This window comes from Microcoleus anatoxicus (genome assembly GCF_042465725.1).
Classification (GTDB): Bacteria; Cyanobacteriota; Cyanobacteriia; order Cyanobacteriales; family Microcoleaceae; genus Microcoleus; species Microcoleus anatoxicus.
Genome location: NZ_CP120853.1, coordinates 6,163,917 through 6,181,732, shown reverse-complemented (window position 1 = coordinate 6,181,732; position 17,816 = coordinate 6,163,917). Strand labels below are relative to the sequence as shown.

Annotated in this window: 12 protein-coding genes, 1 tRNA gene and 4 pseudogenes; 7 read left to right on the top strand and 10 right to left on the bottom strand. The window is 43.9% G+C overall.

Going from position 1 to position 17,816, the window contains the following annotated elements; translation table 11 throughout:
* Positions 1-156 precede the first annotated feature (156 nt).
* The 4 genes and pseudogenes from P2A85_RS26825 to P2A85_RS26810 form a co-directional block, all read left to right on the top strand.
* Positions 157-576 (top strand): annotated as a pseudogene (locus P2A85_RS26825) (response regulator); the annotation flags it as partial.
* Positions 573-2,420 (top strand): putative bifunctional diguanylate cyclase/phosphodiesterase, encoded by a 1,848-nt coding sequence (locus P2A85_RS26820; RefSeq protein ID WP_377476428.1) that lies wholly within the window; start codon positions 573-575, stop codon positions 2,418-2,420. The pseudogene P2A85_RS26825 and the gene P2A85_RS26820, both read left to right, overlap by 4 nt.
* Before the next feature lie 122 nt (positions 2,421-2,542).
* Complete coding sequence (locus P2A85_RS26815; protein WP_377476426.1) at positions 2,543-3,685, top strand: response regulator; 1,143 nt, start codon at positions 2,543-2,545, stop codon at positions 3,683-3,685.
* A gap of 126 nt (positions 3,686-3,811) precedes the next feature.
* Positions 3,812-6,307 (top strand): adenylate/guanylate cyclase domain-containing protein, encoded by a 2,496-nt coding sequence (locus tag P2A85_RS26810; protein ID WP_377476424.1) that lies wholly within the window; start codon positions 3,812-3,814, stop codon positions 6,305-6,307.
* Positions 6,308-6,401: 94 nt separating this feature from the next.
* On the opposite strand, the gene P2A85_RS26805 is transcribed toward P2A85_RS26810, so the two are convergent.
* From P2A85_RS26805 to P2A85_RS26785, 5 genes and pseudogenes are all read right to left on the bottom strand, one after another.
* Positions 6,402-6,474: transfer RNA gene (locus P2A85_RS26805), tRNA-Glu, on the bottom strand.
* Between the two features lie 93 nt (positions 6,475-6,567).
* Positions 6,568-6,897, bottom strand: a pseudogene (locus tag P2A85_RS26800) (M42 family peptidase); the annotation flags it as partial.
* Positions 6,873-8,000, bottom strand: coding sequence for an RNA-guided endonuclease InsQ/TnpB family protein (locus P2A85_RS26795; protein WP_377481744.1), 1,128 nt, complete (start codon positions 7,998-8,000; stop codon positions 6,873-6,875). The pseudogene P2A85_RS26800 and the gene P2A85_RS26795, both read right to left, overlap by 25 nt.
* A gap of 1 nt (position 8,001) precedes the next feature.
* Positions 8,002-8,649: pseudogene (locus tag P2A85_RS26790) on the bottom strand (IS607 family transposase).
* Between the two features lie 49 nt (positions 8,650-8,698).
* Positions 8,699-9,448 (bottom strand): annotated as a pseudogene (locus P2A85_RS26785) (M42 family peptidase); the annotation flags it as partial.
* A gap of 141 nt (positions 9,449-9,589) precedes the next feature.
* Here P2A85_RS26785 and P2A85_RS26780 point away from each other — a divergent pair.
* Positions 9,590-10,405, top strand: a complete 816-nt coding sequence (locus P2A85_RS26780) for an FkbM family methyltransferase (RefSeq protein WP_377476422.1) — start codon at positions 9,590-9,592, stop codon at positions 10,403-10,405.
* Between the two features lie 114 nt (positions 10,406-10,519).
* Here the strand turns inward: P2A85_RS26780 and P2A85_RS26775 are convergent, their stop codons facing one another.
* Positions 10,520-11,437, bottom strand: coding sequence for a histidine kinase (locus P2A85_RS26775; protein WP_377476420.1), 918 nt, complete (start codon positions 11,435-11,437; stop codon positions 10,520-10,522).
* Positions 11,438-11,835: 398 nt separating this feature from the next.
* A complete protein-coding gene (locus P2A85_RS26770) occupies positions 11,836-13,233 on the bottom strand; it encodes an S-layer homology domain-containing protein (RefSeq protein ID WP_377476418.1) in 1,398 nt (465 codons plus the stop codon).
* Positions 13,234-13,302: 69 nt separating this feature from the next.
* Here P2A85_RS26770 and P2A85_RS26765 point away from each other — a divergent pair, with 69 nt between their 5' ends.
* Entirely contained in the window at positions 13,303-13,848 is a 546-nt protein-coding gene (locus P2A85_RS26765; protein ID WP_377476416.1) for a hypothetical protein, read from the top strand.
* A 62-nt stretch (positions 13,849-13,910) separates the two neighbouring features.
* Here the strand turns inward: P2A85_RS26765 and queF are convergent, their stop codons facing one another.
* Complete coding sequence (gene queF, locus P2A85_RS26760; protein WP_340519218.1) at positions 13,911-14,330, bottom strand: preQ(1) synthase; 420 nt, start codon at positions 14,328-14,330, stop codon at positions 13,911-13,913.
* A 141-nt stretch (positions 14,331-14,471) separates the two neighbouring features.
* Between queF and P2A85_RS26755 the strand changes: the two genes are divergently transcribed.
* Complete coding sequence (locus P2A85_RS26755; protein ID WP_377476414.1) at positions 14,472-15,104, top strand: hypothetical protein; 633 nt, start codon at positions 14,472-14,474, stop codon at positions 15,102-15,104.
* Between the two features lie 88 nt (positions 15,105-15,192).
* On the opposite strand, the gene speD is transcribed toward P2A85_RS26755, so the two are convergent.
* Together speD and P2A85_RS26745 are read right to left on the bottom strand one after the other, a co-directional pair.
* Complete coding sequence (gene speD, locus P2A85_RS26750; RefSeq protein WP_341731713.1) at positions 15,193-15,615, bottom strand: adenosylmethionine decarboxylase; 423 nt, start codon at positions 15,613-15,615, stop codon at positions 15,193-15,195.
* Between the two features lie 418 nt (positions 15,616-16,033).
* Positions 16,034-17,095, bottom strand: coding sequence for a pentapeptide repeat-containing protein (locus tag P2A85_RS26745; RefSeq protein ID WP_371120105.1), 1,062 nt, complete (start codon positions 17,093-17,095; stop codon positions 16,034-16,036).
* Positions 17,096-17,816: the final 721 nt, after the last annotated feature.

The following is a 17,816-nucleotide window of genomic DNA, read 5'->3' as shown; positions in this document are numbered from 1 at the left end:
TGAATAAGCTGTATTTGTTACTGTGAATTGGTTAGGCAATTATATTATGTTAGTTAGAAGTTAATTATTGAGGGAACATACATTTGAACATAGTGGAACTCATCTTTTATCATTAATCAATGATATCCTGGATATTGCTAAAATAGAGTCGGGACAATCAGCACCATTTCTGGCTATCTGATGGCGAAAGGATATCGGATTGTGGTGGCGAAAAATGGTGTCGAGGCGATCGCCCTCACTAAATCATCGATTCCTGACTTAATTATGATGGATATCCAAATGCCAGTAATCCAGGGTTTAGAGGCGATCGCGGTCACTAAGGCACGAGTTCCTGATTTAATTTTAATGGATGTCCAAATGCCGGAAATGGACGGTCTTGAGGCAATGAGGCAGATCCGCAGCGATCGCCAATTTGCGCATATTCCGATTATCGCCTTGACGGCATTGGCCATGACGGGCGATCGCGAACGATGTCTAGAAGCTGGGGCTAGTGATTATCTCACTAAGCCGGTTAAACTCAAGCAATTGGCCAGCACAATTCAACGATTGTTAGAAGCACAGGATAGTCAGAAATGAATCACCCATCTGTTTTAGTAGTTGACGATGAACCCGATAATTTTGATGTGATTCAAGCGCTGTTGAGCGATCGGGAATATGATTTGTACTATGCTTCTAGCGGTCAATTTGCGATCGACTCCCTAGACGTATTCCGACCCGATGTCATCTTGATGGATGTGATGATGCCAGATTTGGATGGTATTGAAGTCTGTCAGCGGATTAAAGCTTTACCACAATGGGAGTCGGTTCCGATCATCATAGTCACAGCCTTAAGTGCCAAAGAAGACTTGGCCCGATGTCTCAAGGCTGGTGCTGATGATTTTATTAGCAAGCCCGTCAGTGGTGTGGAACTGCGCGCCAGAGTCAACTCCATGCTGCGAATTAAACAACACTACGATGACTTGCAAGCTTCTTTGAGGCGGCAAGCAATCTTAGAAGCTGAAAAACTCTATTTCCTCAAGCATCGCAATACGGAATTGGAACAACAGGTTGCAGAACGAACCACGGAACTTAAGGCAAAGGCAGAACTGATTATACACAATGCCTTGCACGATCCCTTGACAGATTTGCCAAATCGGACTCTGTTGGTGGAGCGGCTCGAATTAGCTATTAATCGAGCTATGCGATTGAAAGACTATTTTTATGCTGTCTTGTTTCTCGACCTCGATCGCTTTAAAGTAATCAATGACAGCTTAGGACACTTAGCTGGAGACCTATTGCTAACGAATATTGCTCAAAAACTCAAAAATTATCTGCGGGAGGCGGATTTAATCGCTCGACTTGGTGGTGATGAATTTGTAATTTTGCTGGAAGATGTGCCTGGTATTGAAGAAGTTATTCAAATTACTGAGCGGATTCAGAAAGAATTTCAAAACCCCCTAACGATTAATGGCTACGAAATGTTTATCAGTGCTAGTATCGGCATTGTTTTCGGGCATAAAAATTACTATCAAGCCTCGGATTTGATACGAGATGCGGATATTGCCATGTATCGGGCTAAGGCTCAAGGCAGAAATTCTTACAAAATTTTTGATACCACAATGCACACCCAAGCCGTCAACAGGCTAACTCTGGAAAACGATCTCCGTAGGGCGATCGAACGAGAAGAATTTGTTGTGTACTATCAGCCAATTGTTGACATCATAGGCGATCGGCTGGTGGGATTTGAGGCTTTGGTACGTTGGCAACATCCCACTCGTGGTTTCATTTCTCCCATTGACTTTGTTCCTATTGCCGAAGAAACAGGGTTGATTGTACCGCTAGATAGTTGGGTATTGCGCACTGCTTGCCAACAATTAGCTCGCTGGCAAAATCAGTTTCCTAGTCGATTTCCCTTGAAGGTCAGTATTAATCTTTCCGCTCAAGACCTGCGTAAACCTCTGTTGATTCAGGAAATCGATCGCACCATTGCTGCAACAGGTTTAGATGGCAGTTATATTACTCTGGAAATTACGGAGAGTATGCTGATTAAAAATATCACAAAAACCATAGATTTATTGACCCAATTAAAAGAACGCCAAATTCAAGTCAGTATCGATGACTTTGGCACTGGATATTCATCGCTCAATTATCTCCATCGCTTGCCTGCGGATAATTTAAAAATCGACCGCTCTTTTGTAAATCAGATGCAGGAAGGCAACCGTAATTATCAGGTTGTGAGTACCATTATTGCTTTGAGCAATCAACTGGGATTAGCCGTTGTGGCTGAAGGCATAGAAACAGGACAACAACTTAAATGGTTGCAGGAACTTGGCTGTGAATTGGGTCAAGGATATTTATTTTCCAAGCCCTTATCAGCTCAAGAAATTGAGATAAAATTTTTGAATAATCAAGATGAAAATATTTTTAAATTAGCTGGTTAATCGTAGCTTGAAGATTTAGATAACTCAACGGAAAAATCGATCCTTATTCAGCAAGCCCTAATTAGGTTAACCTAATTAGCAGCGACAATTCAGTAATATTCCCCAGAAAAGGAGCAGCACAAATGAATCAGCCCTCTATTCTAGTAGTTGACGACGAGCCCGATAATTTTGATGTGATTGAAGCGCTGTTGAGCGATCGGGGATATGATTTGCACTATGCTTCCAATGGTCAAGTCGCCCTCAACTCCCTGGATGTATTCCAGCCCGATGTGATCTTGATGGATGTGATGATGCCAGACTTGGATGGTATGGAAGTCTGTCAGCGGATTAAAGCCCAGCCCCTATGGGAAGGTGTTCCCATCATCATGGTGACAGCTTTGAGCGCCAAAGAAGACCTGGCTCGATGTATCAAGGCTGGTGCCGATGATTTTATCAGCAAGCCCGTCATTGGGCTGGAACTCCGTGCTAGGGTTCATTCCATGTTGCGACTCAAGCAACAATATGACAAAATCACCAGTCTTTCCAAAGTCCAAGAAAATACGATCGACCTATTACAAAAAAATCTGAATGAATTAAGCGGTAACTTAGCTTCCAGTTTACCTCACGAATTGAACACACCCTTAAACGGTATTTTCGGAGTTATTGGATTGTTGCTCGACGATCGTGAAGACATGAGTGAGGAAGAAATTCATGAACTTTTACTATTAGCTCAACAGTCTGCTCTGAGATTAGATAGGCTGACCAAAAAGTTTTTGATCTATATCAAGCTAGAACTGATGACCAGCCAAATACCTATGGATAAAACTCCGACTAATAATGAAGTAACTTCTACTAAATCAGTCATAGAAAATTGTGGGAGGGAACAGGCCCAAAAAGTCGATCGCCAAAATGACTTGATTTGCGAACTAGAAGATATAGATGTCCCGGTGTCTGAGGACAATTTGAAGTGGATGGTGGACGAATTGTTAGAAAATGCTTTTAAATTTTCTACACCTTTAACACCGGTGAAGGTAAGTAGTCAATTAATTAAGGGAGCATTTCATCTATCCATATCCGATCGCGGCAGGGGAATGACAGAGGAACAGATTTCAAAAATCGGAGCGTTTATGCAATTTGAACGCCGTACCTATGAGCAACAAGGTTTAGGACTAGGATTAAAAATAGTCAAAAAAATCATAGATATATCCGCTGGAGAATTTTATCTTTCTAGTGTATACCATGAAGAGACAACCGCTCATATTAAATTGCCTAGCATTTCTGAATAGTTTTGTTTTGTGATGATATAGAGCCAACCAAAAATTTAAGTTGTCAACTTTTTTGCTGGGTCCATCTTTTCTACACTAATCTTACAAATTTTGCGACTGCCAAAACTTTATACTTTACGCAAAAAGTTGATCGTCTCCTTTTTAATAGTGGCGCTAATTCCACTAATGTTGCTAGCGGCGATCGACAAACACGCCACTGAACAAATATTAACCAAGAATGCGGAACAATCTCTATTTGCGATCGCCTCCCAAACCGCTGTCAGCATCGACACTTTCATCACCGTCAATCTCAACGATGTCCGCGTCGCAGCCCTGTTACCAGGACTCTCAAAATACCTGAGTTTACCCCCAGAGTCTAGGGCTGAAAGTGAGGAAAAAAAAGTAGTTGAAGAGACTTTATATACTCTCAGCCGTCGAGATACTGTGAATATATTTTCCTATGGGCTGCTAGACATCAAAGGTCAAAATGTATTAGACACTTATACTGAGGATATCGGGAAAGATGAATCGAACCGCGATTACTTTCAACAACCCTTGAACACCGGTTTACCCTATGTTTCAAATTTGCGACTTTCCGAAAAAACTCCAGGTTTAGTTAACATTTATTTTAGCAATTTAGTTCGCAACAGCCAAGGAGTTGCGGTGGGCTTGTTGCGAGTATCATATAATGCGACTGTGTTGGATCAGTCCATCGCCCGACAAACTGGTTTAGCCGGTCAAAAATCCTTTGCTATTTTACTAGACGAAAATTATATTCGGTTAGCCCACGGTACGGAACCGGAATTAATTTTCAAATCCGTAGTTCCTCTCCCACCGGATTTGGTGAAAAAATTGCAAGCCGAGAGAAGGTTGCCGGAGTTACCTCTGGACGAATTGTCCACTAATTTGCCCGAATTAAAACATGGTTTAGACAATGCTCTCGATCGACCTTTTTTAAGGTTGCGACTAACATCCACAGACAATCAACTGAGTGCAGTGGCGATCGCACCTTTACACAATCTCCCCTGGTACGTCCTATTTGTACAGCCACAGTCAGTATTTCTCGCCCCCATAGAAGCCCAAACCCGCACCGCACTCATATTATCTCTAATTATTGCTAGCATTGTCACCCTCGTCGGGATTATTTTAGCACGAATCTTAGCTAAACCGATTATTGTTTTAACTCAAAGAATTGCCCAATTCAAAGCAGGAAACTTAAATATTAGAGTTCCCATAGAATCGAGAGATGAACTGGGAAATTTGGCAGATACTTTCAATAAAATGATTGAAAGAATCCAAAATTATACCGACAGCTTGGAAGTAAAAAATGCCGCTTTGTTGCAAGTGGAATCCCAGTTACGTGAAAGCGAAAGCCGACTGTCCCAATTGCTAGAAGCAATGCCTGTCGGCGTGTTTGTCACCGATGCCAACGGTCAACCCTACTACGCCAATCAGGTAGCCCAACAGTTACTTGGTCAAGGAGTTTTAGCCGGAGATACAATTGAGGAATTAGTCCAAAATTATCAAATTTATATTGCAGGAACTAAGCAAAATTATAACTTAGAAATTTTTACGATTCCGAAACTATTGAGGGGAGAATATGCTAACGCTGACAATATAGAAATTCACCGCGCGGACAAGGTGATTCCCATCGAAGCTTGGGGAACTCCAATTTTTGACAACCAAGGTAATATCTCCTATACAATTATCGCGTTTCAGGACATTTCGGAACGGCGAAAAATTGAAGCAGAGCGCGAAAAGTTTACTTCTGAACTATCGCAACTGAATCGCAACTTAAAAAAAGCCCTGGATGCGGAATTTGAACTAACCGATGCTTACGGTAGGTTTGTGCCGCATCAATTTTTGCATTTACTGGGATACGAAAGTATTGTTGATGTGAAATTGGGGGACAACGTACAGCAAAAAATGTCGGTGCTGTTTGCGGATATTCGGGATTTCACAGCGCTGTCGGAGAGCATGACACCTCAAGATAATTTTAAGTTTATCAATGATTATTTGATTCGGATGGAGCCTTGTATTACTGCGAGTAATGGGTTTATTGATAAATATATTGGTGATGGGATTATGGCTTTGTTTAGTGGTAGTGCGGATGATGCGGTGAAAGCAGGAATTGCGATGCTACAAAGTCTGGCAGAATACAATTTAAGCAGGAAAGAAGGAGGTTATGCGCCGATTAAAATTGGGATTGGGATTAATACTGGTTCTTTGATGTTGGGTACTGTGGGCGGGGAAAATCGGATGGATGGAACCGTGATTAGTGATGCTGTGAATTTGGCATCTCGTCTGGAAGGATTGACCAAAAATTATGGAATATCGCTGTTAATTAGTCATCATACTTTTTCAGCGTTGACAATTCCTAGTGATTATGATATTCGGCTAATCGATCGAGTTCAGGTGAAAGGTAAGTCGGAGTTGGTAACTGTATATGAGGTGTTTAATGCCGATTTACCGGAGGTGCGGGAGGCTAAGGCGATCGCCAAAACCGGTTTTGAAAGTGCCTGGATCTTGTACAATCAGGAAAAGTTTACTGAGGCGGCACAACTGTTTGAGGATTGTGTGCTGCGAAATCCGGCTGATGGGGTGGCTGCAATTTATCTCGATCGCTGCCAACAACAATTCTGACAATTTTCCTGTCTTGCTCATAGCAAGAAGGGCGGGCTGATTGTCCACCCTTCGGTTGCTTGATATCTTTTTGATATCCGAGTTAGATTTTCAATACCCCCAGGGGAATTCGAATCCCCGTCGCATCCGTGAAAGGGATGTGTCCTAGGCCTCTAGACGATGGGGGCGCGTCGTTTGCTTGTGTTCCGCACCTTTATTACCTTAACTAATCTTCCTCTATTTGTCAACCACTTTCAGAAAGTTTTTTTTAAACTTGTGGGTCAATCGTCGGAAAGCTCGTCACAGTAAGCTTTCAGAATCCGAGCACAATTGTCGATCGCCCCTAGATGAGCAATCTCAAAGCCGTGGGTGTTCTGGGTAGGGAAGGCCAAACAAGCGGCACGGGCCACATGGCCGAACTTCATGGCGATGGAAGCATCACTACCAAAACCGCTAATCGCCGCCAACTGCACCTGAACACCAGCCCGATCGGCCGCCACGCGCAATTCCCCATTCAACCCTTCATCATAAATCCCATAGCCGTCCTGAACCAGCAACACTGGATTTTCGCCGTCGGCTGACGGTGTTACGCTGTACAACCCTGGACAAACAGGGCATACGCGATAGCAATACTCTCACTATTGATAGAGAGAGCAAAGGAGCCGTCCCTCAAAGCTCGAATCATAATGTTTCGAGCGCCGCCCCAATCTCGGTCGTGTTCGTGACCGCAGTTAGGGCATTTAAATGTTTTTGAACCACCAAGCTTTGAATGTTTGTGTCCGCATTTGGTGCAAGTTTTGCTAGTGTAGGATTCGTTAACGTCAATAACAACAACACCCCGTTTTTTAGCTGATTGCTTGAGGTGGCATTCAAAACGATAATGCCCCCAAGTGAGCATCTGCCTAGCAGTCTTGGTGCGTAACTTGCGCTTTGATTTAACAACCATTTGTGATGTTTCAAATGTAGGCAGCAATATGACTTTGTATTGACTTGTCAGGTAATTAACTACCTGCTTGTGGCACTCGTCAACCAAGTCGCGAATCCTGATTCTCAGCTTGCTTGCCGCTTCTAACATCCGGCGTTTCTGCCTTCTACCAGCTTTTGACGCACGCCCCATTAGTTTGTCAAGGTGAGAACACAATCTTTGAATGCGTCCAATGTCTGCCTTACCAAATTCTTGAAATGAGTCACCGTCGTAGCCAGTTAAAAAAGTTCTAACGCCAGGGTCAAGTGCAATTACCTTGTCTAGTTCCTTCGTCCTTGCCTCCTCTATGACTGGGATACAAGCGAACCATCGCTTTTTGTCTCTAATAAGTTGGGTCGCAAACTCGGTCTTTTGAATTGGTTCTGTACTTCTAAAGCTAAGCCCTTTAACTAAGGATGGGAACCAAGTCTCGCCGTTGAAATTAACCTTGTGGAATTTGATTGACTGTGATGGTTGACGACAGCTTCTAAAACTTGCCTCTCCTTTGACAGACTTGGCTTGTTTCCAAGCATCCCAAGCGTCAAAAATAGCATTTTCTTTTGGGTGAGACGGTGCTGACTTAACCCAATCAGGTAAGTCCAGTCCTAACACGTAGTCCCTCAAAGAATAAGCACTGGTTATTTTTTCGCCTGCTTTCAAGGCTGCAATAGCCTTGTTGTAGCAGTAACGCGATGCTGATAGCCAAGACTTCCATTTTTGGTGCAGTCCCAGCTCAGGATAAACCCGAATCTTAAGTGTTTTGTTGGGCGACTTCTTCTCCTTCTTGTGCCTCGGATTCGACTTGTAACTCCTGCTTGATTTGGTTTTCCAGCCTTCTGATGGAGTAAAGTCGGCTGGAAAAGCTGTGGAGGATTGCGACGATATCTTGAACGAGTTCGGCGTGTGGAGAGAGACTGATTTGGTTGAGAACCACGATTTGGCAGTCAAATTGCTCACAGAGCCATTCGATAATGTCGAATCCGAATCTTGCAAGTCGGTCTTTGTGGGCAACCACAATAATTGCGATATCACCTCGCAGAACTCGTCCCAAAAGCTTGATGAGTCCTTTCCTCCTAAAATTGAGTCCTCCTCCCACTTCCTTAACGACTTCAGCGCCCCTTTAGAGCGTTGATAGTCGTTCAACTTGTCGATCGAGGTCTGCCTTTTGTGGCCTGGTAGAGACGCGAGCATAGACAACAGTGGCGCGTCTAGAGTCTGGCTCTGATTCCTGTTTGATGAACTTTTCGATGTCGTACCGTCTTTGACCTGACGGCGTTTTGACGGTGGAGATATTGCCGTTTGCTTCCCATCGTCTGAGGGTTCGCAGGCAAACTCCCAGAGTGTTAGCTGCTTCATTGGGTTTCACATATTTAGCCCTAGGAAAACTTTCGCACCATATGTGCTTGTTGTCCAGCTTTTTTTAATGAATTAATTATTAGAGGCGAACCGATCGGGTATTCTGGAGCCAGGGGGCAAATTTCCAAAGCAATCAGCGCATCCAAGGGCTGCCGCTGCGAGAAATACAAAGCCCCGATCGCCCCAACCTCCTCCTTCGCCGAAGCCACCAAATAAACATTCACCGCAGGCTTGGTCAAACATTCCGCCAAACCCAGCAAAATCGCCACAGAAGCCTTGTTATCCAGGGTATAACTCCCGATCCAATCCTTCAAGCGGATCGGCTGTTTGCGGTGCTTTCCCACCACCATCCGCGTTCCGGGCCGAACTCCCGCCTCCGCTAATTCCTCAGTAGTACACTTAGTTTCGATCCACGCATCTTCCCACTTGAGGGAAACATCCTCCTGCTGAGCTTTTTGAGGGGATTCGTGGGAGACGTGACGGCTTCCGAAGCTGAGAATGCCGCTAATTGTTTGGTTGTCGCCCAACAAATCGACAACGCCTTCGCCGTAAACCCAGGGAAACGCGCCCCCTAATTTGCGAACTTCCACCCGCCCCGGGCTACCGATGGTTTTGACGATCGCCCCAATTTCGTCTTTGTGGGCGGTAATGGCGATCGACTTTTGCCGATTGCGCCCCGGAATTAGGGCGATGACATTATCGGCGCGATCGATCCAAGCATTCACTCCCAGGGCTGCAAATTTTTCCATTAACCCCTGATTAATTTCTGATTCCACGCCGCTGGGGGAGTATAGCATCACTAATTCTGCGATGGTTTGAAAAAGTCGATCGAACTCTAGCATTGTTGATTTTTCTGGTTGGCTAGCGCAGGTTAATATACAGTAAGGCGGGGTGCACTTATCTAGATTCTAGTTTTGAATTTGAGTTTATTAGTATCGAAGCAGCAATCAGCAATAAGCAAGCACCAAGCAGCACTAACATCAATGATTTCAGCCATTAACAATGTCCTCAACATCTTCAAGGTCGCTCTACCGCCCACCCCTACAGGTCGCTATCCCTTGATTATGCTATTCACTAAAATTGTGCGACTCCTGAAACGGAAAATTAGAGCCAAAAAATTGGGGATAAAATTTCCCAGAGTAGCAAAGTTTAGTTTACCCGATAGTTTAATTGTACAAGGCAAGACTCAACCCCTTAAATTGCCTTCCGAAAAAGGCATGGATGGAGAATTTATCGAAGTGCTTTTAGACGACTGCTATGGCTTAGAGCAATTACCTCAATCCCTGCTAAAAATTATAGATGTGGGAGCCAATGTGGGATTGTTTTCGATTGCCGCTCGCAACCGATTTCCCCAAGCAGTGATTCACGCCTATGAAGCTAATCCTAACTTGGAAAAGTATCTCCAAAATCAGTCTCAAATTGCCAGTTTTGCCTATTTCATGGAAGCCATCGGCGCTAGAGATGGTAAAGTAGTGCTGGATATCCGGGAAGTATCGGGAAAAACGCGATCGACCGTCACGGAAAACGGCGATATACCGATGGTATCCTTGAAAAAGGCGATCGATCGCATCGGTGGCAAAGTAGATTTAGCTAAAATAGACTGTGAAGGTGCAGAATGGCCCTTATTTGAAGATAGAGAAATTTGGCAATTAGTGGAAAATCTTTCTTTAGAATATCACTTGTGGTCTGGACACACTCACGCCGAAACTAGACAAGTTATTGAAAGTTTAGGCTTTCAAATAAAAAAACAAATACCGATAGATAAATGGTACGGTTTAATCCTAGCATCCCGTACTTAAATAGCCCCTTTAACTCTAAGTCTGCTTAGTCAGTGTCCGCCGACTTTCTTTGACAATACCCACTTTCAAATCCCCATGGTCTTAGGAATCCCCGCAGCTTCAGCTCGGGGAGTGTCAAAAAGCTTGTTTATGTCGTTCCTCAACTTTGTCCTTTAATTTTCCTATAATCGATTGCAAACTTCTCGCGTGTCTGAGCATTTCGTCTTGATAAAAATCCAGCACACGACTCAAGCCGATCAGTTGACTTGCTTCCAGTATTTCCCTAGGAACAATCTTGTTAGTAGCCATAACTATCGGGGTGTTTAGGGAGTTATTAAAAACTACTTCCCCATCAAAAGGCAACAGGGCAGTTTTCACGGCAACGGCTAAAATATTTAACAGTTCTGCTATTTTGAAGGAAATTTTTATGTTGAAAAATAACTCTACCATAAATAAACTTCCCGAAGGTAGCAGTCCACCTATCCCCAACACAGATTTGACTTCATAGGGAATAACTAATGAATTTTGTTCAGCAATAAAGGGGCTATTTGGGGCAGAGCCTATATAAAAAATATTTAATAATTTTGGCTCCATTTCTAACATTTTTTCATCAGCAATTCCCACGACGGTAGGAATATCCAAACCTAACTCTAGAATCCGTTCTGAAATCGGCAGCATTTGAGCTACCAACTCTTCATTCACTAAGGGAATGACGATATTCGGGGCTTCGTCAGCATAATTACACTGGGGTTCTTTTCCTGCGGAGGCTAACAGCGTCCAGCATTTCATTTCATAGGGGGGAATTTTATTCTGCATCAAGCTACGCGCAGATGCCTGCAATGAATCGTCTAATTCTCCGTAGGGATGGGTTTTGAAAAGACGTACTAAAACACAGGAATTTTGGGAGCTTTCGGAGTCATAAAAATGTTGATAAATATAATCAGCAATTTTTTGACTGGTCTCTTGCATACTAGCAGAATTTCTACCGAACTGGCGCAGGACTAAGCTACATTTTGCCAAATTTCTCAAGGTAAACGGGGTCTGATTATACATCAAAAAACGCTCTCCCAGAAATTGAATACTCTTTTCTATTTATCCTTCTGGCTAGGGCCAGATCCGGAATAATACCAATTTCATCAATATTTGCTACAGATGCCGTTCAAAGCCCCCCCTTACTAAGGGGGGGTTGGGGGGGTAGTTATGTCGCGCTACTTTAATATTTGCTACAGATGCCGTTCAAAGCCCCCCCTTAGTAAGGGGGGGTTGGGGGGGTAGTTATGTCGCGCTACTTTATGAAATTGGTATAATATTGAGAGTTTTCCGAGGGACGGTGAGTGAAAATAGATAGAATTTTGGCTAATCAAATAAATTATGTAAAAAAAATACTATAGCCAGATAGCCGACTTCTGAAAGAAATCGGCTATCTAACAGATATCGGCTTTTAGCAGTGGCTACTGAGGAGGTTGAGACTTGGCTTCCCCAGCATCTTTTGCAGATAATCCCTGATCTTGAACGCCAAAATACCACAAACTAGCCGCGGCTTCGGCGCGAGTCACGGATTTTTTTGGTTGAAACAATGTTGTGAAACCAAACACCCGGCGAATATTGGCTAAATCTCCATTGTTAAAATCTGCTAAAACTGCTCGCGATGCTTGGGAATCAATCTTAGAAGCATCTTGAAAACCCCACTTTTCTTTCACTGCATCAATGTTAGCTGTGGGTAAGACTTGACGAGTGTCTAAAGGTACTTTCCACAGAATCATTGCTTCGCGAGTTAAAGGTGCATCGGGACGAAATTTAATATCTTTAGTTTCTCCTGAAATGCTACTGGGAATTAAACCCGCTTCTGCTAAACCTTGAATAGCTGCAAAATCTGGGTCGGTTTTGGGTATGTCAGCAAAAGCTGGTTCGCTGGATGCTACTGCTAATCTAATTTGTTTGGCTTGACGGCTGGTATAAATTTGATTGTTAGCAGCTACTAACCAGCGGGCATATTCCCGACGGGTGGCTATTTTGTTGGGTTCGGGTAAGGTGTTTTCTGTTTCTAAATTTGCACCGGATTTCGATCGCACTTTTAGCACTTCCAATGAGGCTAAATCTGCTACATACTGCCGTAATTGTTGAGGAATTTGGCTATCTAGTTGGCTGACTTTTTTGGTTTTTGACTCTGGAGATGATGTGGCTGTTGGTGCTTCGGAATTAGAGGAAGTTGGGGCTGGTGAGGGAGATTGGGTAGCATCGGAATTCTGAGGTTGGGGATTGCTGGCAATTTCCCCATTTGCTTTGTCGTATGCAATCACAAATTCTGTCGCACCTCCTAATTTTTGGGTAGGAGAAAGTGACACTGTTACTCGCAATTTATCTTGCTGGGCTACCACAGAACCTTGTTCGTCGGGGGTTGGGGGAGTGACTATTTTCCAGTTGCGACGCCCAAACTCATTCTGATAAAAATTCTGAATGGAATTAATCGGATCGGTGCTTTCGTAGCGCAGTCGTATATTTTGTTCTGAGGGGGTGCTTGGCCCTGTAACTTCTACCAACTGAGCATTAGGATAGAGGGGTATCTCTGTTGGGAAATCGGGAGGGAGTTTGGCGTTTGTGCTGGTGTCCACTGGTGTCGCTGGCTGGGGGGAAGCCAAAGCCACGGGATTTTCTTTTAATTTGGGATCGGCGGCGAAGGATTCTTCCATCGCCTTGCTGTTGGGGCTGTTGGCGCAGCCTGTGACAGCCCCAAGCAGACAGATTGCTAGCAAAGCATTTACAGTTGCGAGTATATGGGTTTTACTGGTTTTAGTTGGCGATCGCCCTGTCAAGTCGCGTCGCCGTTGAGCAAATATAATATTCAACATAAATCCCCCGTTTGCGGATATAGTTCTAGGCTAGCGCAAATCCATCGGGCTAATCTAATTCTTCCCAAAATGAACTTCCTACATTTATTCCTAGTTACTGCTACATTATTTGTCTCTGTTGTCAAGTTTGCTAGTCCCCTCCAGGCTGAATCTGCTCCCAGGGCGGGGGTACTTGCTCAACCGGATTGGCAGCCCTTTTGTTCCGCTGAAGGTTTGTTTGCGATCGACATACCAGGAACTACCAAAATTAATGCCGAAACTTTTTCAAATCAGATTATTGTTCATACCTACAGATCGATATTAAAAAATCAAGAAACTTATTTACTGCAATACTTCGACTTAGATTTAGCCCTCACTAATAATAACATTAAAATCACTTTAAATAATGCCGTAGATTTATTTGTGGTCGGATCTAATGCCAAATTGCTGCAAGTGCGCGATATTTCCCTGGGTAGTTATCCGGGAAAAGAATTTGAGTTTCAGTCCCTTTCCCCTAGTGCACCTGTAGGTGTAGGTCAGGTATTTTTGGTGGACAGACGTCTTTACGGCTTAGTCGCCATTACCTCAAAACCTGAAAATGCTCAAAAGTTTCTGGCATCTTTTCGTTTATTTTAAATCAGAAGATGGAAGGTTCCCAAGGCTGTACTTGGGAACGAGAAATGAACAGGTTGTGCCTGCTACTTCTGATGGGATACCTCAATTACGGTGTGCACGTTCCCTCGTGGCGAAAAATCGCCTTTAATGGTGGCTGAATGTGGCGCGCAAGCGGCGACGAAATCGTCTAGAATTTGGTTGATCGATTCTTCGTGAGAAATGTAGCGATCGCGATAACTGTTAATGTACAGCTTGAGCGCCTTCAATTCCACTACTCGTTCGTCGGGTACGTAGGTGACGTGAATTGTCGCAAAATCGGGATAGCCGGAAAACGGACACTTGCAGGTATACTCCGGTAAAGTAATGTTAATGGAGTAACGTCGCCCGACTCGCGGATTCGGGAAGGTAATTAACTCTCCTTCTAAAATCTGGCGTTCGCCGTATTTCATTGCCTCGGTACTTGACTTTTGTGACATACTTTCTTCTGTTTGGTGGTTGTTCATAGCGAGCCACTGGAAACTGCTAACATTTAACTAGACTTCACTATCTGTAACAAATATCTTGACGAATTGTGTGGCGATCGATCTAATTAGAAATACTCTCAGGCTAAACTAAAAAAAGCTCACCCTCGCCATCTACAAATTATGCAAAATACTACCTTACCTGACCATAACTCCTCCGCCAACTCAAATAACTACTCTCCATCAGTACCTATTTCCCTTTACCGAGAAGTCACTGCCGAGTTGCAATCAGCCCAAGCAATGCTTGACTCTCTCAAAACTCATAATCAGCAATTAGTCCAACAAAATCAACAACTGCGGCGAGAAGTAGAAACAGTAGTTCAAGCATCCATATATCTACAGCAAGCGGTCAATTCTGCTCAAAGTGTTAGCCAGACTGGGATGCCTCAAATGACTCCGGTTAAAAAATTCAATCTCAGCGTGGAATCCCCTCGCCTAGCATCTTTACCATTCCCGGCTGACTATTCCGTACCCAACGACACCTCTACCCCAAATCCAGCCCCTCCCACTGTGAATTTCCCTTTCCCCATAGCAGCAGGCGAACCAACAGCCCCTTCGATAGATGAAAAACAGCCCGATAAACTTCCCGAAAAATTATTTACAGAAGTACCAGAAACTCCTTACCGTTTGCGTTCTCAACCAAAAAAAGCGTCTGACTTAAGCGGATTGTGGTTAGCCATCGCCATTTTTCTGATTGTGATTGCTGCTTTCGGCGCTGGTTATGTAGTTGTTCGCCCTTTATTAATGAAAAAGTAAATTTCCAAAACAATAATCCCACGGTTCTAACCGTGGGATTTTCAGCAAAGGATAGCATAAAATAGTTAAAGTTACGCTAATTGGCTGATTATACTCTAGTGGCACCCGTCTCTATCAAACGAGGCGCATACTGTTCTTCAGAAGCAGAACCTAAGATGCCCACCCCTGGCTCGAAACCGCGCGTGAACTCAGTGAGTTTTACCTGTTTAGCTTCCAAAGCTGTCTGTAGCACCTTCATGGCCTTGTGAGGGTCGCCGGCACCGCAGAAGAATAAATCCGCAGCAAAATAACCGTGTTCAGGCCAAGTATGGATTGCTATATGAGACTCAGCCAAAGTAGCAGTAGCCGTCACTCCGTGAGGACTAAACTGGTGTACGCACAAATCGATGAGAGTAGCTCCTCCGGCTTCGATCGCATCGAGAATAGCGCGGCGGATACGTTCAGGATCGTTGAGCAGGTCTCCAGGAGACTGCCAAGCATCAGCGACCAGATGGGTTCCCAATTGTTTCATTCTGCGGGGTTTTACCTCTATTGATTTTAAGTCTCAAACCTTTTAACCTTAGCACGGTGTCTCTAGTTTGGCAAGTAGGCAAACCCAAAATTTTTCAGATAGTCGCAAAGGAGCGATCGAGAATAGGTAATAGGTAATTGGTAATTGGTAATTGATAATAGGTAATTAGTAATGCCCTATACTTCGACTTCGCGGTTCCTGAGCGTAGTCGAAGGGCAGCACAAGTACCCTATGCCCCATACTTCGACTTCGCTCAGTTAACCGTTAACCGTCAACAGTTAACCCCATTAATCCGGGTGCATCTGTGTTTTGCAAATATATTCGTAGGGGCTTTCGCATTCCGGATGTAAATCTCTGGTTATCACTAATAAATTGTCTGTCGGAATGCGAAAGCCCTTACAAAATCGGGATGCTCCCATTAATCCCGACTGTGAGTCGCTCCATTCGGCAAAATTGCGCCGCCCAAAGCCGCTTCATTTAAATTAGCAACATTCAAACTCGCCCCAATCAAATTAGCCTCAGATAAATTAGTTCCTGTTAAATTTGCTCCCGCCAGAGAACTGAGCAGCAAACCAGCTCCCGACAAATTAGCACCACTCAAATTCGCCCCGCGCAAATCCGCTTCCAGCAAGCTAGCACCCGACAAATTAGCACCGCTTAAATTAGCTCCCCGCAAAGCAGCTTTGTTCAAATTCGCACCCCTCAAATTAGCATTGTGCAGAATCAAACCATTTAAATTAGCTTTACTCAAATTAGCGCCTTGCAAATCAGCACCATTCAAATTAGATCCATTCAAATTAGCAGATTGTAAGTCAGCACCGCTCAAGTCAGCACCGCTCAAATTAGCCGCGCACATACAAACTTCTCGCAGACTTGCTTCGCTCAAAGAAGCTCCAACCAAATTAATACCGCCAAGATTTCCGCGATTTATATAAGCTCGAATCAGAGTTGCACCGCCCAGATTAGCCCCGCTCAAATCTATTTCGCTCATAATGGCTCTAATTAGATTTGCTTTGCTCAAATCTACTCCACTCATAATGGCTCGACTCAGTGTCGCCCCGCTCAAATTAGCCTCAGTTAGTTTGGAGCCACTGAGCATACAAGCTCCCAGTAAACTGGCTCCAGTCAGAATAGCTCTGCTCCAGTCAGCCTGAGACAATATGGCTCCGCTGAGATTGGCACCGCTAAAATCTGCTCCGATCGCCATCGTTCCAGTTAAACTAGAACTGCCGAGATTCGCTTCAATGAGTTTGGCCTTAGATAAATTAGCGCCGCTCAAGTCGGCTCCGTTTAAATTAGCTCCAATCAGTTTGCTTTTAATTAAGTTAGCACCTTTCAAATTAGCATTGCTCAAATTGGTCCGACTGAGATTAGCTTCGCTGAGATTAGCTTTAATGAGGTTAGCACCTCGAAAATCTCTTTCTCCGTTTCTATGTCTAATTAAAAATTCATCAGCACTTAACTGTTCAGTGGAATTCATAAAAAAATTGAGTGAGTTTCCTTGCTTTCTCGATTTGATGTTCTATGCAGTCTGAAAAATTCGTAGTTTCGAGGTTGCCAGTATTTTTTTCAACAAATACTTACTGCAACAGCAAAAATCGCAAAAACTGGTAGATTCCCAGCAGCATCCTGCGAGGGAATTGAGAATTTTGTTAATAGTTAGTTTTCGGTCGTTATGAGTTAATTAGTTATTAGTGATTAGTTGTATTTTCTACTAACTGCTAACTGCTAACTATTAACTACTAACCCATTGGTGTCAACTTAACGTCAAACCTAGTCACAGATTGCTGTTTGACTATTAAATCCAGATCCCCCCTAGCCCCCCTTAAGAAGGGGGGGACAAGATTCCGATCAAAGTCCCCCTTCCCCCCTTGGGGGGGGCTAGGGGGGGGTGGGGATGCGAGGGGGATCTAGACTTAGGTAAAAGCGACATTTATCAAGGCTTTCAGTCTTAAGTTGACACCAATGCTACTAACCATTTACCAAAATACTTAGTAGTTGTCGATCGCGCCTAGGAGCGATCGAGTATTTGGGGTATCGGTGGTGGCACAGAGGCCACATTCTGACCCGAAAAATTGCTGCTACAGGCGATCGACTGTATGAGTCCCAGAAACCGTCAAGATATTAGAGCTTAAACACTTCTACCTTGTAGCATCTGCTTGATACCTTCGAGAACCAGTGACAGCAGCACCCGGTCAGCT

Excerpts from the sequence above, each read along its gene's own strand:
- P2A85_RS26820 (WP_377476428.1), top strand. The coding sequence starts at position 573 with ATGAATCACCCATCTGTTTTAGTAGTTGACGATGAACCCGATAATTTT.
- P2A85_RS26815 (WP_377476426.1), top strand. The coding sequence starts at position 2,543 with ATGAATCAGCCCTCTATTCTAGTAGTTGACGACGAGCCCGATAATTTT.
- P2A85_RS26780 (WP_377476422.1), top strand. The coding sequence starts at position 9,590 with ATGATTTCAGCCATTAACAATGTCCTCAACATCTTCAAGGTCGCTCTA.
- P2A85_RS26775 (WP_377476420.1), bottom strand. The coding sequence starts at position 11,437 with ATGTATAATCAGACCCCGTTTACCTTGAGAAATTTGGCAAAATGTAGC.
- P2A85_RS26770 (WP_377476418.1), bottom strand. The coding sequence starts at position 13,233 with ATGTTGAATATTATATTTGCTCAACGGCGACGCGACTTGACAGGGCGA.
- P2A85_RS26765 (WP_377476416.1), top strand. The coding sequence starts at position 13,303 with ATGAACTTCCTACATTTATTCCTAGTTACTGCTACATTATTTGTCTCT.
- queF (WP_340519218.1), bottom strand. The coding sequence starts at position 14,330 with ATGAACAACCACCAAACAGAAGAAAGTATGTCACAAAAGTCAAGTACC.
- P2A85_RS26755 (WP_377476414.1), top strand. The coding sequence starts at position 14,472 with ATGCAAAATACTACCTTACCTGACCATAACTCCTCCGCCAACTCAAAT.
- speD (WP_341731713.1), bottom strand. The coding sequence starts at position 15,615 with ATGAAACAATTGGGAACCCATCTGGTCGCTGATGCTTGGCAGTCTCCT.
- P2A85_RS26745 (WP_371120105.1), bottom strand. The coding sequence starts at position 17,095 with ATGAATTCCACTGAACAGTTAAGTGCTGATGAATTTTTAATTAGACAT.